We start from the raw sequence: 26,026 nt of genomic DNA on the forward strand, positions 1-26,026 counted from the left end.
TTAGGTCTTTGTTTGGTATTATAATATCTTTACCCAAAACCACAAACCATGAGTATGTTGCACCTAAAATTAGAAACCGATCCACGTTGGGTAAATATTGTAGAAAGTAATATTGAAGAAATATTAACAGATCATGCCTGGTGCGAACAAAAAGCGGCAACAAATGCCATTACTATTATTACTCACAATAGCGAGCATGAAGAATTAGTAACAGCTCTTTTAGAACTAGCCAAAGAAGAATTAGAGCATTTTCAAATGGTTCATAACATTATTAAAGCTCGCGGTTATACTTTGGGTCGTGAACGCAAAGATCACTATGTAAACCAACTCTATAAGTTTATGAACCGCGGTGGCAGTAGATTACAAAGTATGGTAGATCGTTTATTATTCTCTGCCATGATAGAAGCACGAAGTTGCGAGCGTTTTAAATTACTCTCACAGCGTATTAAAGACCCAGAACTTTCAAAATTTTATCATGACTTAATGATTAGTGAAGCTGGCCACTACACCACTTTTATTACATTCGCTAGAAAATATGGCAAGGACATAGATGTAGACAAACGTTGGCAAGAATTGGTCGCTTTTGAAGGCGAGATTATTAAAAGCTATGGTAAAAGTGAAACTATTCACGGTTAGTTTACAAGTAAATAGTTTATAACTCTGTGTTTTCACTGCTTAGTTATTATTTAACCTTTTCTTTTGAAAATCAAAATATTAATAGCCGTAATTTTGATAAAAAAGTAATACTATGAAGTCAATAGCCTTAATTCCACTAATTTTTATAACTATGTTTAATTCAATCTCAATTTTTGATTTTACTACAGGCTGTAATATTTCTAACTGGAGTATAGTTGATGATGTTGTTATGGGTGGACGCTCCAATGGTAGTTTTAAATTAAGCCCAGAAGGTCATGGTGTCTTTAGTGGTAAAGTATCTCTAGAAAATAATGGTGGTTTTTCTTCTGTACGACATCGTTTTAAAACTTTAGATGTATCCAACTATACAAAAATAGTTATTACCTTAAAAGGAGATGGTAAGCCTTATCAATTTAGAATTAAAGCAAACCAAGAAGACTACTATTCATATATTACTTATATCAAAACCAACAACGAATGGCAAACTATAACTGTAAAGTTAAAAGACCTATATCCTACATTTAGAGGTAGAAAACTAGATATTCCAAATTTTGATAAAAAAACGATTGAAGAATTAGCCTTTCTAATAGGCAATAAAAAGGCAGAAACCTTTATGTTAACAATCGATAAAATTGAATTACACTAACCATAAATAGTATAGTTTTGAGTTTAAAAAACATTTCTTTTTTTTAAAATTTTAAACCCTAACTTCGTTATACTTAGAATAGAATTCAACATATGTCTAGCGAGATAGAAAACATTATATTTTCTCGATTTGTAAAACAACCCATACCATTTGAGTTTATTACAATTAAAGAACTACACGATAGATGTAAAAAAGCCTCATATAACCTATCTAAACCCCATAGAATAGCATTTCACGCCTTATTAATTATAACCAAAGGCAAAAGCACACACACCATAGATTTTAAAGAAGAAGCGTTATTACCTGGCACCATTTTACCGCTTACCAAAGATCAAGTGCATGCTTTCAATAAAGACCTAACAGTAAATGGCTTTGTAATTTCTTTTGAAGAAACCTTTATCACTAAAAACATAAGCGAGAAGAACTTATTTCATTTTCTACAAATGTATCACGAGCCAAGTATATTTGTAGGTAAAGAAAATCTTCAAAATTTAACCCCATACTTAGAGCTTATTAAAAAAACACATCTTGAAGACAATTTAAACATGAAATCTGAAACTATAAGCGCTTTATTTTTAGCTCTTCTATTTCAAATTAAACGGCTATCTATATACCAACACAAAACATTCGAAAGCCAACATTTTAGGGATTTTATCCAGTTTAAGCAACTCATCACAACGCATTATAACGAAAGTCATAATGCTAAAGATTATGCAAAAAAGCTATTAGTATCATACAAATACTTAAATGTTATTTGCAAAGCGATTACCAATAAAACAGCAAAAGCGTTTATAGACAGCTGGTTACTTCTAGAAATAAAAAGAAATATCTCTGAAAACAAATATACCTCTCAAGAGATTGCTTATAAAATGGGTTTTAAAGAACCATCAAACTTCATTCGTTTTTTTAAAAAATACACTGGCACTACACCTAACAAATTTCAAAACTAGATAAACCAATATCTATCCTGGTTCGATATTGACTATTTTAAATCTTAAATCGATAATATAGTTCGTAGCCTTCAACTATACTTTTGTATTAAACAAATAGATAGTGAATTATGACATTAGAAAGCGAACTAAAAATAGTAAGAGATGCTACTATGGAAAGAATGCCTGTAGCAATCATTAAAACATTTAAAGACAGTATTAACAGTATACGCATCAATAAACTAAAAGAGAATGCATTACAAGTAGGCGATAAAATTCCAAACACACAATCACTTATTGACAATAATAATAACGTTATTAATCTAAATGACTTATTGCAAGATGAATTTTTAATATTAAACTTCTATCGTGGTGGTTGGTGCCCATATTGTAATATGGAACTAAGAGCATACAACAGACTAAAAAACGATTTCCTGTCTGTTGGAGCAAATATAGTTGCCATTAGTAGCGAAGTACCAAAACTTGCAACGCAAACAACACTAAAAAATACAATCTCCTATCCTATTCTTACAGATGCTAATGCTCAATTCATGAAAGCCTTAGGTATAGTATTTAAACTCGACGATGCTTCAAAAAGGGAGTTTGTGAATTTTGGGATAGATTTCACCAAGATAAACGGCAATGATAATTATGAACTTCCCGTACCTGCTATTTATGTAATTAATAAAAATAAAGACATCGTTTACACTCATTTTGAAGCAGATTATATGACAAGACTAGAACCCGAAACACTTTTAACATATTTAAAAACAAATAAAATTTAAAATCATGAAAACAAACAAAATCATTTACTGGACAGCCACTACACTATTAGCATTACTCTTTTTTGCTGGAGCAATGATGTATCTTTTTAATTATCCAAGAGCAGAAGGCTTCTTTATAAGTCTCGGTTTTCCAACATGGATAATCTATCCACTAGCCTTTTTAAAGATTGCTGGAGCTATTACTATTCTAACAAAATGGTCAAAATTCTTAAAAGAACTTGCTTATGCAGGGTTTTTATTCGATGCAATATTAGCATTAGTAGCCCATGCAATGGTTAGCGATGGCGAATACCTCTTTGCTACAGTTGCATTAATTTTTATAAGCGTCTCTTGGGTTTTCGATCGTAAAGTATATGGTAATTATCAACAAAACAAAATAATAGATGACAACAACAAATAAAGCAGACGCTGGTTTAAAACAAACCATAGAGCAACTTATTAAAGCGGCAACAAATTTTGATATAGAAACCTTAGATTTAATTTATCATGATGATCTAGAAGTTATCATGATAGATAATAAAGACCAGAAAACAATTGCAAACAAAACAGCTTTCTCCAATCTATTTAAAACTAAACGAGACCAAAAAGCTACCGCTTTAAATACCTGGGCTAAGTTTATGCATATTAAAGCTTTTAATAATACAGGACATGTTATGTTAGAACGAAAAGTAAACTTAACAGGTGTAGAACGAACTATTAATTTAAGTATAGACTTAATATGGGAAGACAATAGATGGCAAGTAATTAGAGAAGTTATTTTTACACAAAAAAACCTTTAAAACAAAAGCAGTTATTTGTATAATAACTGCTTTTATTATTACTAAAATCTCAAATTAACACGTGTTAATAATATTGTATAAACAACAAGCTAATAGTATGCTATTGTATAATATTAAAAACTAACTTAGCTTAAGACAAATAATAAAACGTCATATTTATCAATATAGCATTATACAATAAAGAGATGAAAACAGTATTAATTACACTTATGTCTCTATGTTTATTAATAAGTTGCAAGGTTGATAATAAATCTAAGGTAAAAGATGAAAACCAAGTCATTACTACCAGTAATGACAGCTATATTAGTCAACGCCATCTTAACGATGAAAAAAATAGCGCTTTAAATCTTAAAACTGAAGCGCAATGGGATAGCCTAAACAATACCTCAAATAAAAAAATTCTGCACGCAAAAGGCAATGTACATCCAGATATACGTACGTTTGGCTGGCATATTTACTCAAACGGATCTACCTATAAAAACTATAATTTCTCCATGTTATGGGGTATCTCTTATTTTTCGTATGCTGTAGAACCAAATACTGGAAGCTATAAAAGCATTCACCAATGGAAAACCACGCCTTTAATAGACAGTGCCAAAGCCAAAGGCTGTAAAGTATTTTTGTCTGTTTCTAATTTTGGAAGTAAAAACAATTCTGTTTTTCTAGACAACCCAAAGGCTCAAAAAACACTAATAGATAGTATCTCTAATTTACTCGCGCTTCGCGCTGCAAATGGTATAAACATTGATTTTGAAGGTGTACCTAAAAAAAGCAAGACGCATTTTACAAAATTTATAATTCAAATTTCTAAGGCACTAAAACAAAAGAATCCCGATTATATGGTTTCACTATGTCTTTACGCTATAGATTGGAAAAACATTTTTGATATAAAGGCTATAAATTCTCATGTAGATTTTTATACTCTAATGGGATATGATTATTACGGAAGTTTTAGTAAAACCACTGGACCAGTTACACCGCTTAAAACCAGTACAACCTTTGGTAATGGATTAGAGCACTCTATTAACCATTATAAAAACAAAGGCGTGCCGCTTAATAAATTAATTGCTGGGTTGCCTTATTATGGAGCAGAATGGTACACCCAAAAACCAAATATTGGTGCAGCAGTAACAACATTTAAATCTCATCCACCATATAAAGCCATACGAAAATTATATATAGATTCTTTAAATATTCCCGTAAAGTTCGACTCTAAAAGTGCTTCAAGCTATATTATTATAAAAGATAATACTAAGCATTACAGACAGTTATTTTTTGAAGATGAAAAATCACTATCCATGACATACAATTGGATTAAAAGCAATAAAATAGGCGGCGTTGGTATATGGGCGCTTGGTTACGATGATGGTTATCCTGAACTCTGGAACCTATTAGCTAAAGCTTTTTCACAAGAACAAAACACCACTTTATATAACGACAAATAAGCGCATAAATTAACACATGTTAATAATCCTGTTAAGAACTTTGATTTTCCTAGCACTCAATAAACTGATTTTCAAGTTAAAAAAATATAACTTGGCTTAACATCTCATAAAAAACACTTATGACCAGCTTGACTGGTTATTAAAACGATTTTTCATCAATGAAACATTAGGTGCAATTAAAACGAACATACTACTAAATGACAAACTATCTGAATGATACCGAGTACGCTTCTAAAACTTTGTTTGATGCTTTAAAATCTGAATTGCATCGACTGGAAAACCTGAAAGCCGAACTGCTTGCGAAAAAAGATAGACTAAAGCATCTTCAATTTGACTTCACTACATACGACCAAATGGAAGATTATAATGAACTTCAGTTACAACATAAGTTCGTGACTATGGCAAAATTTGCTCAAGATGCCAATATTCCAAAATTAGAACAAGATATAGCTGATTTGGAAATTTCTATTACTAATAAAGAATTATCATATCAAGCAATCGGAATGTCAATTTTGCAAATAGCAAAACAAGGTATTTCAAAAACTCACGGAAATCCAGCCAATTGTCCAGATGGAAGAATATTTACAACTCAAAGCCTTAAAAACATAATATTACAAGCAAGAAATCAATCTATTCATCACGAAGAAGGTAACTACAGAAACAATGTAACAACTTGTTTTGCTGATTTAAATAATGATTACGGTTCTGATTTTGATTTAAATGCAAATCCAACAAATAACCTTTCAACAAAAGTTATCAATCAAATATTAAATTGGCACTCTTATGAGAACTACTATGATGATATGATGCTATTAAAATAAACTCAATGGAAGACAACGAAAAATATTTAGCACATTTCAAATTTGAGGGAGACCTTGTTAAAGATGGATATTTAGATGCTCGAAAATCAGCCGAAGCATTAATAGGAATAGACGAAATCTTCAGATATTTCCTGTACAAAAAATCACCTGAATTAAATGCAGTAGAATTTGATTTGCCTGTAAGGACAAGAAAAGGAAGTTGGGAAACTCTAATTCCAGAAAATATTGGAGAACTAATCCAATTGGCTTTAGTTTCTGGAGGTGCAATTTATGGTGGTTCTGCTCTAAAAAAAATGGGGCAAAACGATGTTGGAGATTTTGGATTTAAAGATGTTTTCAAAGGTATCGTAAAGGGAATTAAATGGATTGTTCAAATTGGCAAGCATTTGAAAACTCTTAAAAAGAGAAAATTTGACAAAGTAGAATTTAAAGAAACTAAAGGAGTCCAATTCATTGGAATATATAATGATGCTGGAGAAATCCTTTATGTTCCAAAAGTATATTTAGAATTATTCACAGAAATTCCGGAAACGATTTTCAATAGATTAACTCAACTTGTTGAAGATGAACGAAAGCTCAAAATAGGATTTAGTTCAAACGAAAAAGTTGATGCAGACGACACCAAAAAAGAAGTTTCCATTTCAATAAATGAAAAAGGTGTTTTCTATAAAGGAAAGGAAGAAGAAGATGTTCTATTTCCAGAGTTAGCACATAACCAATATGTGGAACTTGAAGGACATATCACAAGAGGTAATGAAAATTCGAACACTATCGGCTTTGCTTATAAAAATCATATTTTAACTTGTTATCCGATTTCTGGAAAAATCGTTGAGGATAGAACATACTTTTTTGGCGATTGCACCATTAGAGGTTATGTGAATCGAATGGATAAAAACGGTGTTTATATCGAAAAAAGACCGAGAATAGCATATATGGATATCTTACCTTCTGATAAAAAGACTGATGAAGATATGTTTAGCAAATAACTGCACCTAACAATGTATAAAAAAAACAGAGCAAAAAGTGCTTAATCGAAAGGTCTATGTGTATTTGCAAAGTCCCAAGCTAGCGCTCGTTTGTAACGAGTGCTAGCAAAGAATACAATTCTACTAAAAGAACACATAACATCACGCTTTTAAAAACTGGTTATGAAAATGAGGCTTTATCAAATAGGATATAATCTATCAATAAAAGAGTTTATACAAACCGCTAACATTGATATTAATATTTAAAATAAATTAAAAAAATATAAGGTTTTACACATTCGATTTTAGGATTAAAAAAACTAGTAATTAAGGTTACAAATAAAAACAACAGATAAGAGACTGATTTCTTATCTGTTATTTGTATGTACTACAATTTAGTTTCTTATTGCTTGATCAAAGTCATATTTGCTGGAATAACAAAATCTGTTAAATCCATAGACGAACCATCTGGGCATTTGCTATTATCACCATACAATTCATTATTTACACGTACCCATTGTAAGGTTGGTGTTGAGCCAGAAATATAATTTAAAGTTAATTTTCCATCTGCATATTTATCACAGCTATTAACAGGTGGCTCACTATAACTTAGTTTTATTTCATTTTCATTAATAATATTATCCCCCAAAATATGATTTGCTCCTCTATTATTTATATTACTATTTATACCATAAGTATCATAAATAGTGGTGCCATTTACTTTAAATAAATATTCACACACTAATTGATCCGAATAAATTCTCATATTACCGTATCTTATACGTTCTTTTTTACTAAAAGTTACTTTAAAATAATTCGTACCATCATCAAACACCCATATTTCCATAAATTTATCAAAAGTGTTAGTGGTATCTTTGTGATAAATATCACCAGTTAGTGGTATATTCGATAGATCTCCATCTTTTAATGGGATAATGGTTTCTTGGGCATTTAAAAGAGTAGCACTACTTACAAAAAGAATTACTGCTATTAAGGTTATTAAATTTTTCATACAAAACGTGATCCCATAAACAATTGAATTGATAACGTATATATCTAAACCAGTATGGAAGTTTCTTTTTTTCATTCAGATAAAAATAAACTATTTTTTTATTATATGTTTTTACGTTTTACTCTTAAATATATAAAAAGCAGATAAGGTAACCTTACCTGCTTTTTATGAATGTATTTAGTTACTTATTGCTTAACCAAGATCATATTTGCAGGAATAACAAAATCTGTTAAATCCATAGACGAACCATCTGGGCATGTGCTATTATCGCCATACAATTCATTATTTACGCGTGTCCATTGTAAGGTTGGTGTAGCGCCAGAAATATAGTTTAATGTTAATTCTCCACTTGCGTATTTATGACAACTATTAACAGGTGGTTCGCTATAACTTAGTTCTACTTTATTTTCATTAATTATACTACTACCAGAAATATGATTATCTCCAATACTATTTATATTGCTATTAACACCATAAGTATCATAAATAGTGGTGCCATTTACTTTAAATAAATATTCGCAGACTAATTCGTCTGCATAAGCTCGAGTATTACTAAACCTTACACGTTCTTTTTTACTAAAAGTCACCTTAAAATAATTAGTACCATCATTAAATACCCACGTTTCCATGAATTTATCAAAAATGTTAGTGGTATCTTTATGATATATATCACCAGTTAGTGGTATATTTGATAGATCTCCATCTTTTAATGGGATAATGGTTTCTTGTGCATTTAAAAGAGTAGTACTACTTGCAAAAAGGGCTACTGCTATTAAGGTTATTAAATTTTTCATACAAAACGTGATCCCATAAACAATTGAATTGATAACGTATATATCTAAACCAGTATGGAAGTTTCTTTTTTTCATTCAGATAAAAATAAACTATTTTTTTATTATATGTTTTTACGTTTTACTCTTAAATATATAAAAAGCAGATAAGGTAACCTTACCTGCTTTTTATGAATGTATTTAGTTACTTATTGCTTAACCAAGATCATATTTGCAGGAATAACAAAATCTGTTAAATCCATTGATGAGCCATCTGGGCATGTGCTATTATCTCCATACAATTCATCATTTACGCGTGTCCATTGTAAGGTTGGTGTTGCCCCAGAAATATAATTTAATGTTAATTTTCCTTTTGCATATTTATGACAGCTGTTAACTGGTGGTTCGCCATACATGAGTTTTATTTTATTTTCATTAATTATATCATCTCCCGAGATATGATTTGCTCCTAAATTATTTATATTACTATTTACACCATAAGTATCATAAATAGTAATGCCATTTACTTTAAATAAATATTCGCACACTAATTCATCTGAATAAACTCTCATATTACCGTATCTGACACGTTCTTTTTTACTAAAAGTTACTTTAAAATAATTGGTACCGTTATCAAACACCCATGTTTCCATAAATTTATCAAAGGTGTTCGTTGTGTCTTTATGATATATATCACCAGTTAGTGGTATATTCGATAGATCTCCATCTTTTAATGGGATAATGGTTTCTTGTGCATTTAAAACAGTAATATTACTTATGCAAAATACTACTATCATTAAGGTTATTAAATTTTTCATACTATAAATATAATGTTTTTAAGGTGTATATACTATTGGGCTCCATGTAATATTGCCATCGGCATCTTCGGTTGCTTCATACAAGCTTAATCCCGTACTAAAGGTAATTAAAATTTTTGCTAAATGGTTGTTTAAAAACGCATCATATTCAGCATCGGTACAAGTGTTATTACAATCTTCGTTTGCTTTATTCACTACATATTTTATATAAAATTTCTGCATTGTTTCAAACTTATCTTTGTCTGCGTTTCCATTACTATCAACATAATTATCAGCAAAACTACCAGCATTTTCCATATTATTAACTCTTAATGCAAACAATTTACCATTAGGTGCAACCAGTATACTAGTATGTTGGTCATTATTATTAGCATTAACGGCAGATCTTACTGTATTAAATAAATCTTCAGAAGAAAAAGCACTGTCTAAGCCAGCATAATGGGTGTGCACTTCTAATCTAGTAAGATGAGAAGGAAAGTCAAACCTAACGCCTCTACTATCTGTGTCTAAAGTGGCTTCAACAATGTTATACGTTATTGGGTTACTTCCTGATAACTTAAATTGGTAACCATATTCTCTATCTTCACTTGTTTTTGTTTTTAACTCTGCAATTTTATCTTGAATTTGTGATTGCTCGGTAAGTTTATTTAAACTCGCAACATGTCCAAGACCTAACGCTACACAATCACCATTGGCATCAATAGCACCTGTGCCTCCACCACTCATTTTACAAGACGATGACATTGGGTCTGTAACAACGTCTGTATCAATCGGATTATCATTATCGCTACCGCTGTCACCTCCATTGCTACCACCACCGCCAGATGGACCATCTGGTGCAGAAATATCAAAACAAACAGTACTACAAGATTGATATGAATATGGTGGCGTTTCTGCTGTACAAGTCTGTCCAAGGGTATGTTTTGCAGGAGAACTACATTCTACATAAATGGTTTGGCATACTCTATTACAGCCTCTATTTAAATAAGAACTTACAAAACCGTTTTCTAAATCTGTGATTGTTACTCTATCAGAATTTTCTAAAAAACCGCCATTATCAATATTAAGATATTCTTCTGGTGTAATGTCATATTGTATTAAATATTCATCGTAACTTTCCGTTTCTACATTATAATGTAAAACAACATTTTCTATATAAAACTCTGGATTAATACGCAATAGTTTAAAAGTATAGGTATGAGTCTCAGAATATGTTGTATACAAAACTTCATCTGTAAGAATTATAATGTTATCATCCTCATTATCTCTATTGAATTGATTATCAGAATTAAGCTTACTTTTTAATTTACCTATAGTTTTGTTTAAGGTATTTCTATGCAAGCTATTATCAAAAGCTATTTTTTGACTTACAACTTTTGGTTCAATTTGCTGTAACTGAGATTCGTCTATAATTGAATCGTCCTCTTTTTTACAGTGAGTGAAGATAAGAGCTATCCCAAAAAGAAATATTCCAAATTTTAGGTAGCGTTTGAGTTTTTGTTTCATTTAGTTAGAGTTATATTGATTAATACTAAGTTCAAAATTAAGATATATAGTTAATACGTAAAAAGAATAACGAGTAAACGATTCTTTTTATTGAGTAAACTAGACTTTTTAATGAGGAATACAGTAATTGAAAATAACAATACAAATAAAAGATTTTTCTTTTAGAGTAAAAATACGTTAAACTACATATTTTCGTATAAGCATCTTTTGAAAAACTAATAAGGTTAATTTTTCCAGCCAATACTCTTTTTTAACGAGTGTTTACAAAGAATACAATTCTACTAAAAGAACACATAACATTACGCTTTTACAAAATGAGGCTTTATCAAATAGGATATAATCTATCAATAAAAGAGTTTATACAAACCGCTAACATTGATATAAATAATAAATTAAAAAATATAAGGTTTTACAAACTCGATTTTAGGATTAAAAAAACTAGTAATTAAGGTTACAAATACCTCACATTACTAATATAGTTTTAGATAGAAATCACTTATTTTATATAAACAGGTAGCATTACATCTTGTATTTTTTATTTAAAAAGAAAAAAATGCAATAGATTAAAAAAGTTTCGTCTTTATATACAAAGACAAGACATTAAAGGTTTTAACTAATTTGGAATCAGAAAACACTAAAAAACTTAAAGATTTTTTTAGTAGAGAATATTTCTCTCTCAAGATGTATGTAAGTACAAAAATAAGCAATACAGCAAATCGAGATGCAGAAGATATTATTCAAGATGTTGCTTTAAAATTGTTTTCTGGAGCCGATAGATACGCACCAATAAATAATGTTGCTGGTTTTGTTTATACATCTATAAAAAACAAAATTATAGACGTGATGCGTACTACAAAAAAAGTAACGCCTGTAGATAATGACAAAGAGCTATTAGACCTTGTTGAAGTACTACATCAAACCGACAATAACTATGCATCAGACCAAATGATATTGGTTCTAAAAAAGTGTATAGAACAACTAAAACCAGCATATAAAGATATTATTATCGCTGTAGATTTTGAAGGCTACACTTATAAAGAAATAGCCCAAGAAACAGGCATATCTATAGGAACACTAATGTCTAGAAGACATCGAGCAATAAGCATATTATATAAAAAAATAGAAGTAGAAATAAACACACATAAAAATAATATATCATGACAAATTTTTTCACTCATAAATTCAGAAAAAAATCACCATTAGAAATTGCTGGAATGATTGTTTTTGGCGCAATTGCTATAATAGGATTAATTATTTTGTTCGGTTTTGTAATCATGTGGTTATGGAATTGGCTTATGCCAGATATTTTTGGCTTAACTACAATTACCTATTGGCAAGCCGTTGGTTTGTTTATTTTACTAAAAATACTAATTGGAGGTTGCGGCACTAGCGGTGGTAAAAAATCATCTAAAAACTCTAAAGACATGTGTAAAAAAGACTCTAAAACCGATTTTTCTAAATGGAAATACTATGATAAGTTTTGGAAAGAAGAAGGTGATGAATTTTACAAACAATATGTAGATAGACAATCTAATCAAGATAAAGGCAATACAACAACATCAGCCCCAGAATAACATTAAGCTTCAGTATGGAATTACTAATATTTAGAACAGATATTAAATCGAAGAAAAAGGTTAAATCTATAATGCCTGTATTTAACAATCATTCAGACATTATTAAGTGGTCTATTGACCTTGAAGACATAGATAATGTACTTAGAATTGAAGCCAAAACAAATGGCTTAGAAGAAGATATTATTGACTTAGTAAAAGTAAAAGGTTTCTATATTAAAACACTATAGAACCATAGTAGAACTCTTTTATAAATGAAACTATTCTTTTAACAGTTCATCTACAAATGCAGTAAACTCACTCTTAAACTCAGTAAACTTATCTCCTGTAGCTGGGCCATTAAAACCAGTATGTATTTTACGTACCTTTCCTTTTTTATCTACAAAAACGGTTGTTGGGTAACTTAACACATGATTTAACATTGGTAGTTTTTCTTGTGCTTTTTTCTTGCTAGTAGTCCCATTTTGAGCTAATAGAATTGGGTACTCAATACCAACTTTTTCTTGTAAACGTTTTATAGAAGCAAAAGCTTTAGCTTCAGTCTTAGCATACTCAAACGCTAAAGCTACTATTTCAATAGGTTTATCTTTGTTGTCTTTATAAAACTGCGCATAATATTTACTTTCATCTAAACAATTTGGACACCAAGTTCCCATAATTTGTACTAATACAACTTTGTTTTTAAAACGAGCATCACTTAAACTCACTTGGTTGCCATTAGCATCTGGAAATGTAAAGGCTAAACTATCGTAACCGTCTTTTAAATAGGTTAACGTATTGGCACTTGCTAACTCGTAATTTTCATTACGCTTAGCCGTGAATGGTTCTTTCCAGTGGTTTCCTGAATAAAAATGACCATTAATAGTAGAATCTGTTACTGTACCTGTAAACAAAAAAGCATGTGCGCCATCAAAGGTTGAGAGTTTTAAATCGTTACCATTAACTACACCTTCTAAAAAACGATAATCTCCTGTTTCGGTTCTAAACGTACCCGTTACATGATTTCCATTTTGTTTAAAAATACCTTTAGCTATATATTTATCTTCATCACTTTCTGGGCTAAATACAGTTTCCCAATTCCCGGTAATATTAGCTTTTGCTTCTGCACCTTTATTAAAACGAGTCTCATTTTTTTTTGCTACAAATGGCACAGTTCTACCTTTACCTTCTACTATAAAATTGCCATTAAGTACGCCATTCTCAATTTTAGCAGCTAATAAAGCTTCAAAAACAGGCATATTAATAAATATAGAATCGTTACGATACGTAATCTCATCGACTTCAATTTGCTCTTCAGCATTATATACCGTTAATGTATTAGCATCTTTTACTTTAAAAGTGAATGGTAATACTTCTGTATTACTTACTTTTAATTCTGCCCTATAATTTCCAAAAGACAAAAATTCTTGAGTTGATTTGTCTTGGCATGAGCACATTACCATTATTAATAAAAGAATTATATATTTACGCATGACTATGGATTTTTAATTTTATTCGAAGAAACAACAAAATCCTTACAAAAAAAAGGGCATTGCTGATACAATGCCCCCATAACCAAAAAATTAAAAAAAGCTTGTTAGCTAATAATAATCTTATTTAAAACAAGGTAGGTCGAATACCCAAAAACAGAGTTTTAGAGTCTTTAGTAACACCGAACATTCGTTTAAAGGTTAAAATTTTCGACGTACTACTTAAAACAAAAAAAAGACATTGCGATTGCAATGTCTTTTATACTTATTTAATATTTTTTATTTATCCTTATAAACCTCTAATAGCTTTGTTTTTTTCTCTGTAATTTTTTCTTGTGCAACTTTAACTCTATTCTCATGCTCACTAAGTAGTTTTTCTACACGATCTAGTTTTGCTTGACGTGTTGCTATCTGTTCTTCTGTAAGCTTATCGTTTTCCTTTTGAGCTTCAAAACGTTTTTTCGCTTCTGCTAACTTGTTTCTACCATTATCTACCAAACGTTTATTTTCATCAATCTTCTCATTGCTACGTTTTATTTTGTCTTGAGCTTGAGCTGCTCTATATTTACCAAAAGCTTTTCCTTTTAAATCGCCCTTATTTTTTCCATAAGCATTACCTTTTCCATCATCATCATCATCATCATCATGTTTATCTTTATTTTTAGTTTTCCCGTGTCCGTGTCCATCGTCATCATCATGATCATGGCCTTCATGTTCCTCTTTTAATCTTTTTCGTTCTTCTTTTAAAGCTTCTTGAGCTTCCTTTTTTTCAGCTTTAGCTTCTTCTTTTATTTGTTTTGCTTCTTCTTTTAATGCTTTACGCTCTTCTTTAATAGCTTCTTTTTCTGCTTTTACCTCATGCTTTACTTTTTCTATTTTCTCTTTTTTACTTTTATCCTTTCCTTTATTTTGAGAAAAAGAGAAAGCACTTACCAAAAGACAAAGCATCAATCCTGTTAATTTAATATTTATTGGTTTCATAATTATATTATATATTATCTAGTTCGTTTAACTCTTTTTTAAGTTCTTGAGCATTTTCTTCAACAGATTCTATAATATCTTCTGTTTCTGCTTCAATACTTTCTATTTGTTCTACAGCTGCTTTAGTTTCAACTTCTTCTTTTTTTGTATCTCTACAAGACGCTAAAACAAAAAACAAACACATTACTAGTGTTATTCTCGTTAGTATTTTCATAAATGTCATTAAAGTTTATTAATCAATTTCAACTAAAATACAATAATTATGCATTAAAATCACAAAATACAGCAATATCAAAACCAAAAACATCGTCAAAATAACATAAAAAGACGTTTAAATACATGAAAAAGAAAAAGAGACATTGTTTTTATCAATGCCTCTTTTTTATAGATAGATATTTAAATTGTTCAACTAATCTTCATCTTCTTTACCCTTTTCTTCTTTCTTTTCTTCACCTTCTGTATTTTTTGGGGATCTAGATTCAGGTTTTTCTTTTATTTTAATTTTTCTTCTTTTATCTGTTTTAGTTGCTTTTTTCTCCTCAACTTCCATAGATTCTTCTTTAGCTTCAGCATCAGAATCTACTGTTTTTTTTACTTCCACCTTTACTTCTTTATCTTTTTGAGCTGATGAAAATTGTGTTCCAGCAAAAAACATAGCTACTAACAGTAATGCAAAATGAAATGTTTTCATAATTATTTGAGTTTAATTAATGTTTAATTCTTTAATAATTACGTCTACAATTAACATTTTAGACTTTTTCAATTCATATTAATAAAATAAATCACAAAAAAAGCCCAATTATAAACAATCTATAATTGGGCTTTCATTAATTAAATACTTAGCAAATTATTTTTTAATAATCTTCTTTTGAATTATGCGTTGACCATCATTAATATGTATAACATACAATCCAGATTCTAAATTTTTAATGCTTAATCTTTGAGAAAAATCACCTTTAGATATTAAACGTCCAGATGTGTTGTAAATAGTATAAGTTACAGATCTATCATCTTTCATCTTAACACTTAAATCGTTAAAACCATTAAAGATATTAGCGCTGAATACTTGATTTTCAGAATCTAATTCATCTACATCAAATACATTAGTATCTGTAAGTAATCTAGAACTAGAACCAATATTTAATGTATAATCTTCTACTTCACCATAACTAAAGGTTTCACATGGTGATGGTGCGGCATTATATTTCATAGACACACGCATTCTTGTTGCTCCAGATAATGCAGATGATGGAATAGTAAAGTTAGCAGATAAATTATTAGAGCTAGAAGAAGAACCACTAGCTACTTCTTCGCTATTTTCGAAAGTACCGTTTTTATTATAATCTATCCATACTTTCCAATATTCTGTATAAGATTGTCCCGAAAATCCTGCGCTAAAAACAATAGTGTTAGAACCATAATTAACATTACCAACTAAATTAGTATTGTTTTTATAACCTCCATTTGCGCCAGAACTGTTAGAAACACCACCAATACTCACAAAATCAATATATTCGTCTGCAACACTATTACCTTTTGTGCTACAGTAAGTAACTGCTGGTGGCGTTGTTGGTGGAGATGTTGTACTGCCATCTATAGTATGTGTACCTAAATCACTAAATGTATCTTGATTAAATGTATTCCACTCTGCAACAGTATAAGTTGTATTAGGAGACTCTATACTAGATTTACGTCTCAATGTTTTGTCTTTAGCAAAATTAGAACTACCACCATTAAAAGTCCCTACTATATCTATTAAAGTACCATTTTTAAATAACCCAACTGCGTCATTACCATTAAAAGTAACTGCAGTATTTGTTGTAGTAACATTTGCTTTGTTCTTTAAAGTTGTAGAAGCATTAGAATTTGCAACTACAAAAACGTCACCACTAGATAATGATCCACTTAAAGTATAACCTGTATTCCAGCTTCCCGATCCATTAGTTTGTTTTCTTATTTTATATGCAGAAAGATTAACGCTAGAACCAGTAAAATTAGCAATTTCAATGGCTTTATTATTAGATGAACCTTCAACATATTCTGAAATAAATAAATCATCTGCAGAATTATTTCCGCCGCCAGTTCCTGGTCCAGTTCCAGTACCAAAACGATCTTCTGCTTGCGGTCCACCCCAAATTTGAGTAGCAAATGCTGGATTATCTATAAATGGATTACGATTACCTTGTATTCCTGCAATCACTTGGTTTCTTTGGTCTTCAAAAGCATTTACAGGATCTTCAACATTCCATTGTAAAAATAAATCTATCATATTACTATCACTAGAAACAGTATTACCAACACCTACATTTTTAGGTAAGCAACGGTTATCGTAGCGTAAATACATAAAAAGCATCATTCTAGCCACATCACCTTTCCATTCATCCCCAGGATAAAAATGTCCTTGAGCTGTAATTCCTGCGTTACCAGAACCATCAGCATATTTTCTATTGTTTCTAGTAGAATTCATTTGTCCATCACTGGCACGTAAATGATGTGCATCACTTCCAGGTCCAGATGTTCCTAAATTTGGAGTTCCAATTGATTTAGGGTAAGTATGTTCTCTATTCCATAAGCCTACTCCACCACCATTACTATCTTTTCCTCTAGTTCTATCTGTTTTAAAATCGCTATCAGTATCATTATATCCATATATTAGTAATACTTTATTTGAATTTGTTGGATCTAAATCTGCTTGCTTTAAAGCATTCCATACTCCAGGTGTATAGCTTAAAAATGTAGAATGTGTACTAATAACCTTAGTTGCTAAATCGTCTTTAAGGGCATTACCACTTTGTGCAAGATTAACATTATTATAATACGAAGGGATTTGCGCTAATGCTATTGTAGTACATAGCAGAAACAATACAAGTAATTTGTTTTTCATTTTGAGGGTTTTTTAGTTGTTTGCAACAAGATATGGCTATATTCAATCTCTTATATTACCATAATATTATCTGTTTTTTAACTTAATAACAATAGCCTTCTAACCTACTAGTATTCTTTGTTTTATATAAAAAAAAGCTGTTAATAAGTATTTTTAGAATAAAAGCTAATTTTAAAATTCCTTTAACCCTTAACTATTATTATATTTGCGCTCTTAATTACTCTCATAATGAAGATTTCTTACAACTGGATTAAGCAGTTTTTAAAATTAGATTGGACACCAGAACAAACCAGCGAATTATTAACCGATTTAGGTTTAGAAGTTGAAGGTTTAGATACTTACCAAAGTGTAAAAGGTGGACTTCAAGGTGTTGTTGTTGGTGAAGTTTTAACATGCAAACAACACGATAATGCCGATAAATTAAAAGTAACAACTGTAAACATAGGTTCTGGCGAACCTTTACAGATAGTTTGTGGTGCGCCAAATGTAGCAGCTGGACAAAAAGTACCAGTAGCAACAATAGGTACTACACTATATGCTGAAGAAGGAGAAGCTTGGACCATAAAAAAAGGAAAAATAAGAGGAGAAGAAAGTCATGGTATGATTTGCGCTGAAGATGAGTTAGGTCTTGGAAAATCTCATGATGGTATTCTTGTTTTAGATAACAACACTGTTGTTGGAACTCCAGCAGCTGAATTGTTTGATATTGAAAATGATCATGTTTTTGAAATTGGATTAACGCCAAACAGAGCAGATGCAATGAGCCATTATGGTGTTGCTCGTGATTTAAAAGCTGGATTACAACATAAAGACATTAATTTAGAATTAATTACGCCTAGTGTTAGTAAATTTCATGTAGAAAACAGAACACTAAAAATTGATGTAAATGTTACTAATAAAGAATTAGCGCCACGTTATTGTGGTGTTACAATTTCTGGTGTTAAAGTTGGTGATTCTCCTGAATGGGTGCAGCACCGCATAAAGGCTATTGGCTTATCTCCTATTAATAATATTGTTGATATCACTAATTATGTATTACATGAATTAGGGCAACCACTTCATGCTTTTGATGCTAATAAAATTAAAGGCAATAAAATTGAGGTTAAAACAGTCGAAAAAGGAACTAAATTTTTATCCTTAGATGGTTTAGAGCGTGAATTACATGAAGATGATTTAATGATCTGCGATACCGAAAAGCCTTTATGCATTGCTGGTGTTTTTGGAGGATTAGATTCTGGAGTATCTGAAAACACAACTGCTATTTTCTTAGAAAGTGCTTATTTTAATCCTATTAGCGTACGTAAAACAGCAAAACGCCATGCATTAAACACAGATGCATCTTTTAGATTTGAACGTGGTATAGATCCTAATATTACTGAATTTGCATTAAAACGTGCAGCTTTATTAATTCAAGAAGTGGCTGGAGGTGAAATTACTAGTGATATCTCTGATGCTTATCCAACAAAAATTGAAGATTTTCAGGTACACCTTACTTTTGAAAAAGTAACAAAATTGATAGGTCAAGAAATCCCTAAAGAAACCATAAAAAGTATTTTATCATCTTTAGAGATAAAAGTAAATAATGTAACAGAAACTGGATTAGGTTTAACTATTCCTGCTTATCGTAATGATGTACAACGAGAAGCCGATGTTATAGAAGAAATTTTACGTGTCTATGGCTATAATAATATAGAAACAACAAATAAGTTAAATGCCTCTATTTCTAATTCTTCAAAATTTGAAGATTATAAATTACAAAATGTTATTGGTAATCAATTAGCTGCGCAAGGTTTTTATGAGATTATGGCGAACTCACTTACTAATCCAAATTATATAGATTTAAGTGAGCAATTGAAAGCGGAACATAATATAACCATGCTAAATCCGCTAAGTAATGATTTATCGGTAATGCGTCAATCATTATTATTTTCTGGTTTAGAAGCGATTTCTTATAACATTAATAGAAGACGAAGCGATTTAAAACTTTTTGAATTTGGAAAAACATACTATAATTATAATGGTACTCGTGAAGAATTCAAACATTTAACGATTTTTATTTCTGGTAATAAAACTAAAGAAAGTTGGACTAGCCAAAATGGAAAGAGTACTTTTTTCTATTTAAAAAGTACAATTGAAAGCGCTTTAGAACGCTTAGGCATTTCTCGTTATAGAGCCACTAGTGTTAAAAATGATTTGTTTTCTGAAGGCATTCAATACAGTCAAGGTAAAACTGTTTTAGTAGATTTTGGTATAGTTAAATCTAAAGTTGCAAAACATTTTGATATCGCTCAAGAAGTATTATTTGCAGATTTTAACTGGGATAATATTATAGAAGTAGCAAAACGTAATAAAATTAAGTTTACTGCTATTCCGAAATACCCTGAAGTACGTCGCGATTTTGCTTTATTATTAGATGATAAAGTAACCTTCGATGAAATAAATACTATAGCAAAACAAACAGAAAAACAATTACTTAAAAACGTTAATTTATTTGATGTTTACCAAGGTAAAAACTTACCTAAAGGTAAAAAGAGTTACGCAGTAAGTTTTACATTTCAAGATGAACACAAAACATTAACTGATAAGGTTATTGATAAGGTTATGAATAAACTACAATCTAATTTTGAAAATAAATTAGGGGCAGAATTAAGGTAATAAACATTTTAATTGGTAATTATGAGATGTTATAAAAAAGCGCTTTATTTTTTTATACTACTAATTGCTTTTAAAACAAATGCTCAAAGTATAGTAAAAAAAAAGACAATAGACACTACTAGTATAGGTCGCTTATTGGCTTACGATGCTAAACAATCTTTTTTAGGTGTTAAACATTCATTTTCAAGACCATTTAGCTGGAAGAAAAAAGATTTCACAACTTTAGGAACTGTAATTGTTGGAGCTTTAGCCTTATCAACAATAGATGATGAGTCTAGTGCTTTTTTTACTAGACAGAAGCCTCCAAAATTGTTTCAAGAAGTTGGAACACGTTTTGGTAGTCCGCAAGTCTATTTTATAGCAAATGCTGGTTTATATGGCTACGGATTATTTACAAAAAATGAAAAAATAAGAAAGACGAGTGTCTTAATTATTTCTTCATCCTTTACTACTGGTGTAATACAAAGCTTAAGTAAAACTGTTTTTGGTAGAGCAAGACCTGGAAACGGATTTAAAAGTAACGAATTTAGATTCTGGTCTAACGAACCTGGTTTTCACTCATTTCCATCTGGACATACAGTGCTGTCTGTTACTATGGCGCATTCTATAGCGAAACAGTTTAACAATACTTGGTCTAAAGTTAGTGTTTATGCATTAGGATCAATTGCTCCAATATCTAGATTATTTGCTGGTGCGCACTGGTTAACAGACGTTGGTATTGGAGCAGTATTAAGCATTGTAGTCGTAGATAGTATTGATAATTTCCTATTTAAATCTGAAGCTTACAAATACAATAAAAAGAAACCTAGTATTTCTTGGAATGTAAGTTTTACAGGAAATCAAATTGGACTCATAGGAACTTTCTAACCTACCAAAAAAAACAAAAGCGACCTACAGGCCGCTTTCTACTATTAAAAACCTTAGTAGGTTTAGTTTGGGAGAATTAATGTATCTACACTATGTACATAGCCATTAGATTGTTGTTTATCTGGTGATTCTATTAAAGACTCACCTCCTTTTGGACCTTCAAAGACCAAAATGCCTTCTCTTATAAAAACGGTGATGGTTGCTCCATTTAAAGTTTTAAAATTAGCTTCTCCATTATTGTTAAAAATAGCTTTAGATATTGAAGCAGTATTAACATTACCTGGAATAATGTGATATGTAATAACTGATTTTAATTTATCTTGATTTTCTCTTAAAAATAGCGTTTCTAATGTACCTGCATTTATTTTTTTAAAAGCTGCATCTGTTGGTGCCAAAATAGTAAATGGTCCATTTTTAGATAACATATCGTATAATCCAGTTGCGTTTACAATTTTAAGAAAGGTATGATGCGTATTGGTATTTTCTAAAAAAGATAAAACGGTATTGTTGTTTTTATCAATTACAGTAGACTGCGCCCAAATATTACAAGTACTACAAACCATAAATGATAAGAAAATTGCTAAAACAAGCTTTTTCATAATTAAACTGTTTATTATTACACAGGATATTATTATAAACGTAATTAACTGGAATTTGGATGTTTATAGATATACTTTTAACATTTAACATGTATTTAACGCACCGTAATGATTGATAAACTCGTTTTTTTTTCGTAAATTAAAGAGTATTTAAAAACGAAAGCTTATGACAGATTCTAATTATGTAAAAATTTATACGGGAAATGCAATTGTTGTACAATTAATAAAGCAACAATTAGAAAACATTGGTATTAATCCAATTATTAAAGATGAAACGGAATCAGGACGCTTAGCAGGTTTTGCAACCTCTATTCCTTCTTTTCCAGAAGTCTATGTACACGAAAATGAACTTGATAAAGCCGTACCTGTTGTAGAAGCTGTACGCTCTGAAATGGAAGTTTCATAATCCTAACATAGAAGTATAAAATAAAAGCCTTAAATCAATGATTTAAGGCTTTTTTGTATCATATTATAAACTGCAATTAAGCAGTAACAGCATACATTTTTTCTCTAAGCTCTTTTATCTTAGCATTTTGCATATACTCATCGAATGTTGTGTAACGATCAATAACTCCGTTTGGTGTTAACTCTACTACTCTATTAGCAACCGTTTGTGCAAATTCATGATCATGAGTTGTAAACAAAACTGTCCCTTTAAAATTCTTTAGTGAATTATTGAATGCCGTAATACTTTCTAAATCTAAGTGATTAGTTGGCTCATCAAGCTGCAATACATTTGCTCTAGTCATCATCATTCTTGATAACATACAGCGCACTTTTTCTCCTCCAGATAAAACAGACGATTTTTTAAATGCTTCTTCTCCACTAAAAATCATTTTCCCTAAAAATCCACGAATATTAACTTCTTCACGCTCTTCTTCTGTTTGCGCCCATTGACGTAACCAATCGATTAAAGTTAAATCGTTATTAAAGAATTCACTATTATCTAATGGTAAATAAGATTGTGTTGTAGTTACACCCCAAGAAAACTTCCCTGAATCTTGTTTTTCATTACCATTTAAAATTTGATAAAATGCGGTAGTAGCTCTAGAATCTCTAGAAAATAAAACAACCTTATCTCCTTTTTGAAGGTTTAAATCTATGCCTTTAAATAATGTTTCGCCATCTAAAGTTGATTCTAATCCTTCTATATTTAATATTTGATCTCCTGCTTCTCTATCACGTTCAAAAATAATAGCTGGGTAACGACGAGACGTTCTTCTAATATCTTCAATATTAAGCTTATCTATCATCTTTTTTCTACTCGTTGCTTGCTTACTTTTTGCAACGTTAGCAGAAAAACGACGTATAAATTCTTCTAATTCTTTTTTCTTCTCTTCTGCCTTCTTATTTTGTTGCGCATGTTGTCTAGCTGCTAATTGAGACGATTCATACCAAAACGTATAATTTCCAGAAAAGTGATTAATCTTTCCAAAGTCAATATCACTAATATGTGTACAAACAGCATCTAAGAAGTGTCTATCGTGAGAAACCACAATAACACAGTTATCATAATTAGCTAAAAAGTTTTCTAACCAAGCAATTGTTTCGTAATCTAAATCGTTGGTAGGCTCATCCATAATTAATACATCTGGATTTCCAAAAAGCGCTTGTGCTAATAACACACGTACTTTTTGTTTTCCATCTAAGTCTCCCATTAATGTATAATGAAATTCTTCTTTTATGCCTAAGTTAGATAACATTGCTGCAGCATCACTATCTGCATTCCAACCATTCATTTCTTCGAATTGCACTTGAAGCTCTCCTATTTTTTCAGCATTCTCATCTGTATAATCTGCATAAAGCGCATCTATTTCAGATTTAATTTTAAATAAAGGTTTATTTCCTTTTAAAACAGTATCTAAAACAGTGTCTTCATCATGTTTATTATGGTTTTGTTCCAAAACCGACATACGTTTACCTGTTTCTAAGTGTACGTGTCCAGAAGTTGCTTCAATTTGCCCAGAAATAATCCTTAAAAAGGTAGATTTTCCTGCCCCATTTGCTCCAATAATACCGTAGCAATTTCCATTATTAAAAGTTGTGCTAACTTCGTCAAAAAGAACACGTTTACCGAATTGTACTGAAAGATTTGAAACTGATAACATTATTGTAATTTTTAAGAGTTTTACTTCTTAGCTTTTGGCTATAAAGTTTGAGGATGCAAAAGTAATTAATATCTTTCGTATCCTAAAAACAAAAAGCGATTTAATCCATTTAAAACATTGCATTATCATGAGTTTAACTAAAGTTTCAATCAATTTAACAACGCATTAACACCTATGCTCAATTTCAAAACATATTTTTGTTTTGTTAACGCTCTCTTGAACTAATTGTAATGAAGTTAAAGTTACTGCCTATATTATGTTGTGTAATCGTATTGTTTACAGCATGTAAACAAGATAAAGAACAGGATGATAACTCAGCCTTTTTTGGAGGGAAGATTATTAACCCTTATTCTAATTTTATTATACTCTCAAAATCTAGAGAAATTATAGACACTATCCCTTTAGATAAAAAAAATCGTTTTTCATATAAAATCGAAGATGTAGATGCTGGTTTATATCACTTTTTTGATGGTCGTGAGGTACAAACTGTTCTTATACAACCAAGTGATAGTTTAATGCTTAGATTAAATACATATGATTTTGATGAGTCTTTAGTTTATTCTGGTATAGGTGCTAAAGAAAATAATTATTTGATGAATTTATTTTTATTAAATGAACAAGAAGAAACTAAAATACTTAGACTAAGCCAATCCAAACCTGAGAAATTTGAACAAGAACTAAATCTTTTAAGAGATGAAAAATTAGCAAGTCTTAAAAAATTTAAATTAAAAAATACAACTACCGCTCTTTTTAATGTTATTGCTGAAGCCAATATAAATTATAAGCATTATGCAAATAAAGAGCTTTATCCTATTGCAAATTATAGTCAATCTGAAAAAATAATGTTTAAAAGTTTACCTGATAATTTTTATGACTACCGAAAAGACATTGATTACAATAGTGAACTTTTAAAAGATTATACGCCATACAATTCATTTATGCGTTTTCATATTAATAACTTAGCATTACAAGATCATTTTAAACATAGTGATGATAGCACTTATGATGAATTATCTCTTGATTTCAATCTAGACAAACTAAAAATTATAGATGAAAAAATAAGTAATGATTACATAAAAAATAGATTGTTAAATTATACAATGATTAGATTCATTAACAATTCTAAAATTACAGAGAATTATAATGCTTTATTTAAATCATTTAAAGAAAAAAACACGAATAAAAAAGATGTTGCAAGAGCAGAAAAACTTGTTAATTCATATCAACGATTAAAGCCTGGTAACAAACTACCAGAAGTTGTTGTTTTAAACTCTGAAGACAAAGAGTTAAAACTAACCAGTTTAATAAATAAACCTACAGTAATTTATTTTTGGACTAAACACAATAAGAATCATATTACAACATCTCACAAGCGTATTAAAGAGCTTAATGTAAAATATCCTGAAGTAGAATTTATTGCGATAAATGTTGATTCAATTTCTTATGATACGCAAAAGAAAGTTTTAAATCATTTTGATGTTAGAATACACAATGAGTATAGATTAAAATCCCCTAGAGTTGCAGTAAAATTACTTTCCGTAAAACCAATAAACAATGTATATATTATAAATAAAAATTATAAAATAATAAATGCTAAAGCTAATATTTTTAATATTAGTTTTGAGCACGAATTATTGGGGTTAATAAATCAATAATACCATAAAAAAAAGCCTCGATAAGTATCGAGGCTTTTTTTTATTTATTGTCCCGTCCTGAAATAAGTTGACAAAAAATCGACTTATTAATGAAAAGTAAAGAGAACAAAAGAGTTAAACGAACT

General features: G+C 30.2%; 27 protein-coding genes. 16 read left to right on the forward strand and 11 right to left on the reverse strand.

From position 1 onward, the window contains the following. Positions 1 to 54 precede the first annotated feature (54 nt). From Q0997_RS06495 to Q0997_RS06535, 9 genes are all read left to right on the forward strand, one after another. Complete coding sequence (locus Q0997_RS06495) at positions 55 to 636, forward strand: tRNA-(ms[2]io[6]A)-hydroxylase (protein WP_299886318.1); 582 nt, start codon at positions 55 to 57, stop codon at positions 634 to 636. A gap of 112 nt (positions 637 to 748) precedes the next feature. Continuing rightward, on the forward strand, positions 749 to 1,282 hold the full coding sequence (locus Q0997_RS06500; RefSeq protein WP_299886321.1) for a CIA30 family protein: 534 nt from the start codon (positions 749 to 751) through the stop codon (positions 1,280 to 1,282). A gap of 92 nt (positions 1,283 to 1,374) precedes the next feature. Continuing rightward, on the forward strand, positions 1,375 to 2,232 hold the full coding sequence (locus Q0997_RS06505; protein WP_299886325.1) for an AraC family transcriptional regulator: 858 nt from the start codon (positions 1,375 to 1,377) through the stop codon (positions 2,230 to 2,232). A 110-nt stretch (positions 2,233 to 2,342) separates the two neighbouring features. Next, the gene (locus Q0997_RS06510) at positions 2,343 to 2,996 is read left to right on the forward strand and encodes a peroxiredoxin-like family protein (protein ID WP_299886327.1); all 654 of its coding nucleotides are present in this window, start codon (positions 2,343 to 2,345) and stop codon (positions 2,994 to 2,996) included. A gap of 4 nt (positions 2,997 to 3,000) precedes the next feature. Further along, the gene (locus Q0997_RS06515; RefSeq protein ID WP_299886330.1) at positions 3,001 to 3,396 is read left to right on the forward strand and encodes a DoxX family protein; all 396 of its coding nucleotides are present in this window, start codon (positions 3,001 to 3,003) and stop codon (positions 3,394 to 3,396) included. After that, entirely contained in the window at positions 3,380 to 3,775 is a 396-nt protein-coding gene (locus tag Q0997_RS06520; protein WP_299886332.1) for a hypothetical protein, read from the forward strand. Before Q0997_RS06515 ends, Q0997_RS06520 begins: the two co-directional genes overlap by 17 nt. Positions 3,776 to 3,960: 185 nt before the next feature. Next, entirely contained in the window at positions 3,961 to 5,220 is a 1,260-nt protein-coding gene (locus Q0997_RS06525; RefSeq protein WP_299886335.1) for a glycosyl hydrolase family 18 protein, read from the forward strand. A 197-nt stretch (positions 5,221 to 5,417) separates the two neighbouring features. Then, positions 5,418 to 6,041, forward strand: a complete 624-nt coding sequence (locus tag Q0997_RS06530) for a hypothetical protein (protein WP_299886338.1) — start codon at positions 5,418 to 5,420, stop codon at positions 6,039 to 6,041. Positions 6,042 to 6,046: 5 nt separating this feature from the next. Beyond that, positions 6,047 to 7,027: a hypothetical protein gene (locus Q0997_RS06535; protein WP_299886340.1), complete on the forward strand. Its 981-nt coding sequence runs from the start codon at positions 6,047 to 6,049 to the stop codon at positions 7,025 to 7,027. Positions 7,028 to 7,409: 382 nt separating this feature from the next. Here Q0997_RS06535 and Q0997_RS06540 read toward each other — a convergent pair whose 3' ends face one another. The 4 genes from Q0997_RS06540 to Q0997_RS06555 all read right to left on the reverse strand — a co-directional run bounded on the left by Q0997_RS06540 (position 7,410) and on the right by Q0997_RS06555 (position 11,112). After that, positions 7,410 to 8,018: a DUF6705 family protein gene (locus Q0997_RS06540; protein ID WP_299886342.1), complete on the reverse strand. Its 609-nt coding sequence runs from the start codon at positions 8,016 to 8,018 to the stop codon at positions 7,410 to 7,412. A gap of 185 nt (positions 8,019 to 8,203) precedes the next feature. Beyond that, positions 8,204 to 8,812 carry a DUF6705 family protein gene (locus Q0997_RS06545; protein ID WP_299886345.1) on the reverse strand — a complete coding sequence of 203 codons (609 nt, stop codon included), beginning with the start codon at positions 8,810 to 8,812 and terminating at the stop codon, positions 8,204 to 8,206. Positions 8,813 to 8,997: 185 nt separating this feature from the next. Beyond that, entirely contained in the window at positions 8,998 to 9,606 is a 609-nt protein-coding gene (locus Q0997_RS06550; RefSeq protein ID WP_299886348.1) for a DUF6705 family protein, read from the reverse strand. Between the two features lie 18 nt (positions 9,607 to 9,624). Beyond that, positions 9,625 to 11,112 (reverse strand): hypothetical protein, encoded by a 1,488-nt coding sequence (locus Q0997_RS06555; RefSeq protein WP_299886351.1) that lies wholly within the window; start codon positions 11,110 to 11,112, stop codon positions 9,625 to 9,627. A 618-nt stretch (positions 11,113 to 11,730) separates the two neighbouring features. On the opposite strand from Q0997_RS06555, the gene Q0997_RS06560 reads away from it, so the two are divergent. Genes Q0997_RS06560 through Q0997_RS06570 form a run of 3 tightly spaced genes read left to right on the forward strand, consistent with a single transcriptional unit; the run spans position 11,731 to position 12,913 of the window. Beyond that, positions 11,731 to 12,273: an RNA polymerase sigma factor gene (locus tag Q0997_RS06560; RefSeq protein ID WP_299886354.1), complete on the forward strand. Its 543-nt coding sequence runs from the start codon at positions 11,731 to 11,733 to the stop codon at positions 12,271 to 12,273. Next, the gene (locus Q0997_RS06565; protein ID WP_299886356.1) at positions 12,270 to 12,686 is read left to right on the forward strand and encodes a hypothetical protein; all 417 of its coding nucleotides are present in this window, start codon (positions 12,270 to 12,272) and stop codon (positions 12,684 to 12,686) included. The genes Q0997_RS06560 and Q0997_RS06565 overlap by 4 nt, the downstream gene beginning before the upstream one ends. Before the next feature lie 14 nt (positions 12,687 to 12,700). Continuing rightward, positions 12,701 to 12,913: a hypothetical protein gene (locus Q0997_RS06570; protein ID WP_299886359.1), complete on the forward strand. Its 213-nt coding sequence runs from the start codon at positions 12,701 to 12,703 to the stop codon at positions 12,911 to 12,913. Positions 12,914 to 12,943: 30 nt separating this feature from the next. Here Q0997_RS06570 and Q0997_RS06575 read toward each other — a convergent pair whose 3' ends face one another. The 5 genes from Q0997_RS06575 to Q0997_RS06595 all read right to left on the reverse strand — a co-directional run bounded on the left by Q0997_RS06575 (position 12,944) and on the right by Q0997_RS06595 (position 18,017). After that, on the reverse strand, positions 12,944 to 14,155 hold the full coding sequence (locus Q0997_RS06575) for a TlpA disulfide reductase family protein (protein WP_299886361.1): 1,212 nt from the start codon (positions 14,153 to 14,155) through the stop codon (positions 12,944 to 12,946). 276 nt (positions 14,156 to 14,431) lie between these two features. Further along, on the reverse strand, positions 14,432 to 15,133 hold the full coding sequence (locus tag Q0997_RS06580) for a hypothetical protein (protein ID WP_299886364.1): 702 nt from the start codon (positions 15,131 to 15,133) through the stop codon (positions 14,432 to 14,434). Positions 15,134 to 15,140: 7 nt separating this feature from the next. Next, positions 15,141 to 15,347: a hypothetical protein gene (locus tag Q0997_RS06585; protein ID WP_299886367.1), complete on the reverse strand. Its 207-nt coding sequence runs from the start codon at positions 15,345 to 15,347 to the stop codon at positions 15,141 to 15,143. Between the two features lie 195 nt (positions 15,348 to 15,542). Then, the gene (locus Q0997_RS06590; RefSeq protein ID WP_299886370.1) at positions 15,543 to 15,824 is read right to left on the reverse strand and encodes a hypothetical protein; all 282 of its coding nucleotides are present in this window, start codon (positions 15,822 to 15,824) and stop codon (positions 15,543 to 15,545) included. Between the two features lie 156 nt (positions 15,825 to 15,980). Then, positions 15,981 to 18,017 carry an endonuclease gene (locus Q0997_RS06595; protein WP_299886373.1) on the reverse strand — a complete coding sequence of 679 codons (2,037 nt, stop codon included), beginning with the start codon at positions 18,015 to 18,017 and terminating at the stop codon, positions 15,981 to 15,983. 228 nt (positions 18,018 to 18,245) lie between these two features. Between Q0997_RS06595 and pheT the strand changes: the two genes are divergently transcribed. Together pheT and Q0997_RS06605 are read left to right on the forward strand one after the other, a co-directional pair. Continuing rightward, on the forward strand, positions 18,246 to 20,672 hold the full coding sequence (gene pheT / locus Q0997_RS06600; RefSeq protein ID WP_299886376.1) for a phenylalanine--tRNA ligase subunit beta: 2,427 nt from the start codon (positions 18,246 to 18,248) through the stop codon (positions 20,670 to 20,672). A gap of 21 nt (positions 20,673 to 20,693) precedes the next feature. Then, entirely contained in the window at positions 20,694 to 21,539 is an 846-nt protein-coding gene (locus tag Q0997_RS06605; protein ID WP_299886379.1) for a phosphatase PAP2 family protein, read from the forward strand. Between the two features lie 62 nt (positions 21,540 to 21,601). On the opposite strand, the gene Q0997_RS06610 is transcribed toward Q0997_RS06605, so the two are convergent. Further along, on the reverse strand, positions 21,602 to 22,138 hold the full coding sequence (locus Q0997_RS06610) for a fasciclin domain-containing protein (RefSeq protein ID WP_299886381.1): 537 nt from the start codon (positions 22,136 to 22,138) through the stop codon (positions 21,602 to 21,604). Between the two features lie 166 nt (positions 22,139 to 22,304). Between Q0997_RS06610 and Q0997_RS06615 the strand changes: the two genes are divergently transcribed. Next, positions 22,305 to 22,544: a DUF2007 domain-containing protein gene (locus tag Q0997_RS06615; RefSeq protein ID WP_299886383.1), complete on the forward strand. Its 240-nt coding sequence runs from the start codon at positions 22,305 to 22,307 to the stop codon at positions 22,542 to 22,544. Between the two features lie 76 nt (positions 22,545 to 22,620). Here Q0997_RS06615 and Q0997_RS06620 read toward each other — a convergent pair whose 3' ends face one another. Continuing rightward, positions 22,621 to 24,246: an ABC-F family ATP-binding cassette domain-containing protein gene (locus tag Q0997_RS06620; protein WP_299886386.1), complete on the reverse strand. Its 1,626-nt coding sequence runs from the start codon at positions 24,244 to 24,246 to the stop codon at positions 22,621 to 22,623. A gap of 230 nt (positions 24,247 to 24,476) precedes the next feature. Here Q0997_RS06620 and Q0997_RS06625 point away from each other — a divergent pair, with 230 nt between their 5' ends. Next, a complete protein-coding gene (locus Q0997_RS06625) occupies positions 24,477 to 25,901 on the forward strand; it encodes a redoxin domain-containing protein (protein ID WP_299886389.1) in 1,425 nt (474 codons plus the stop codon). The last annotated feature ends 125 nt before the right edge of the window (positions 25,902 to 26,026 follow it).

The organism is uncultured Lacinutrix sp. (genome assembly GCF_947500325.1).
In the GTDB taxonomy this organism is placed as follows: domain Bacteria; phylum Bacteroidota; class Bacteroidia; order Flavobacteriales; family Flavobacteriaceae; genus Lacinutrix.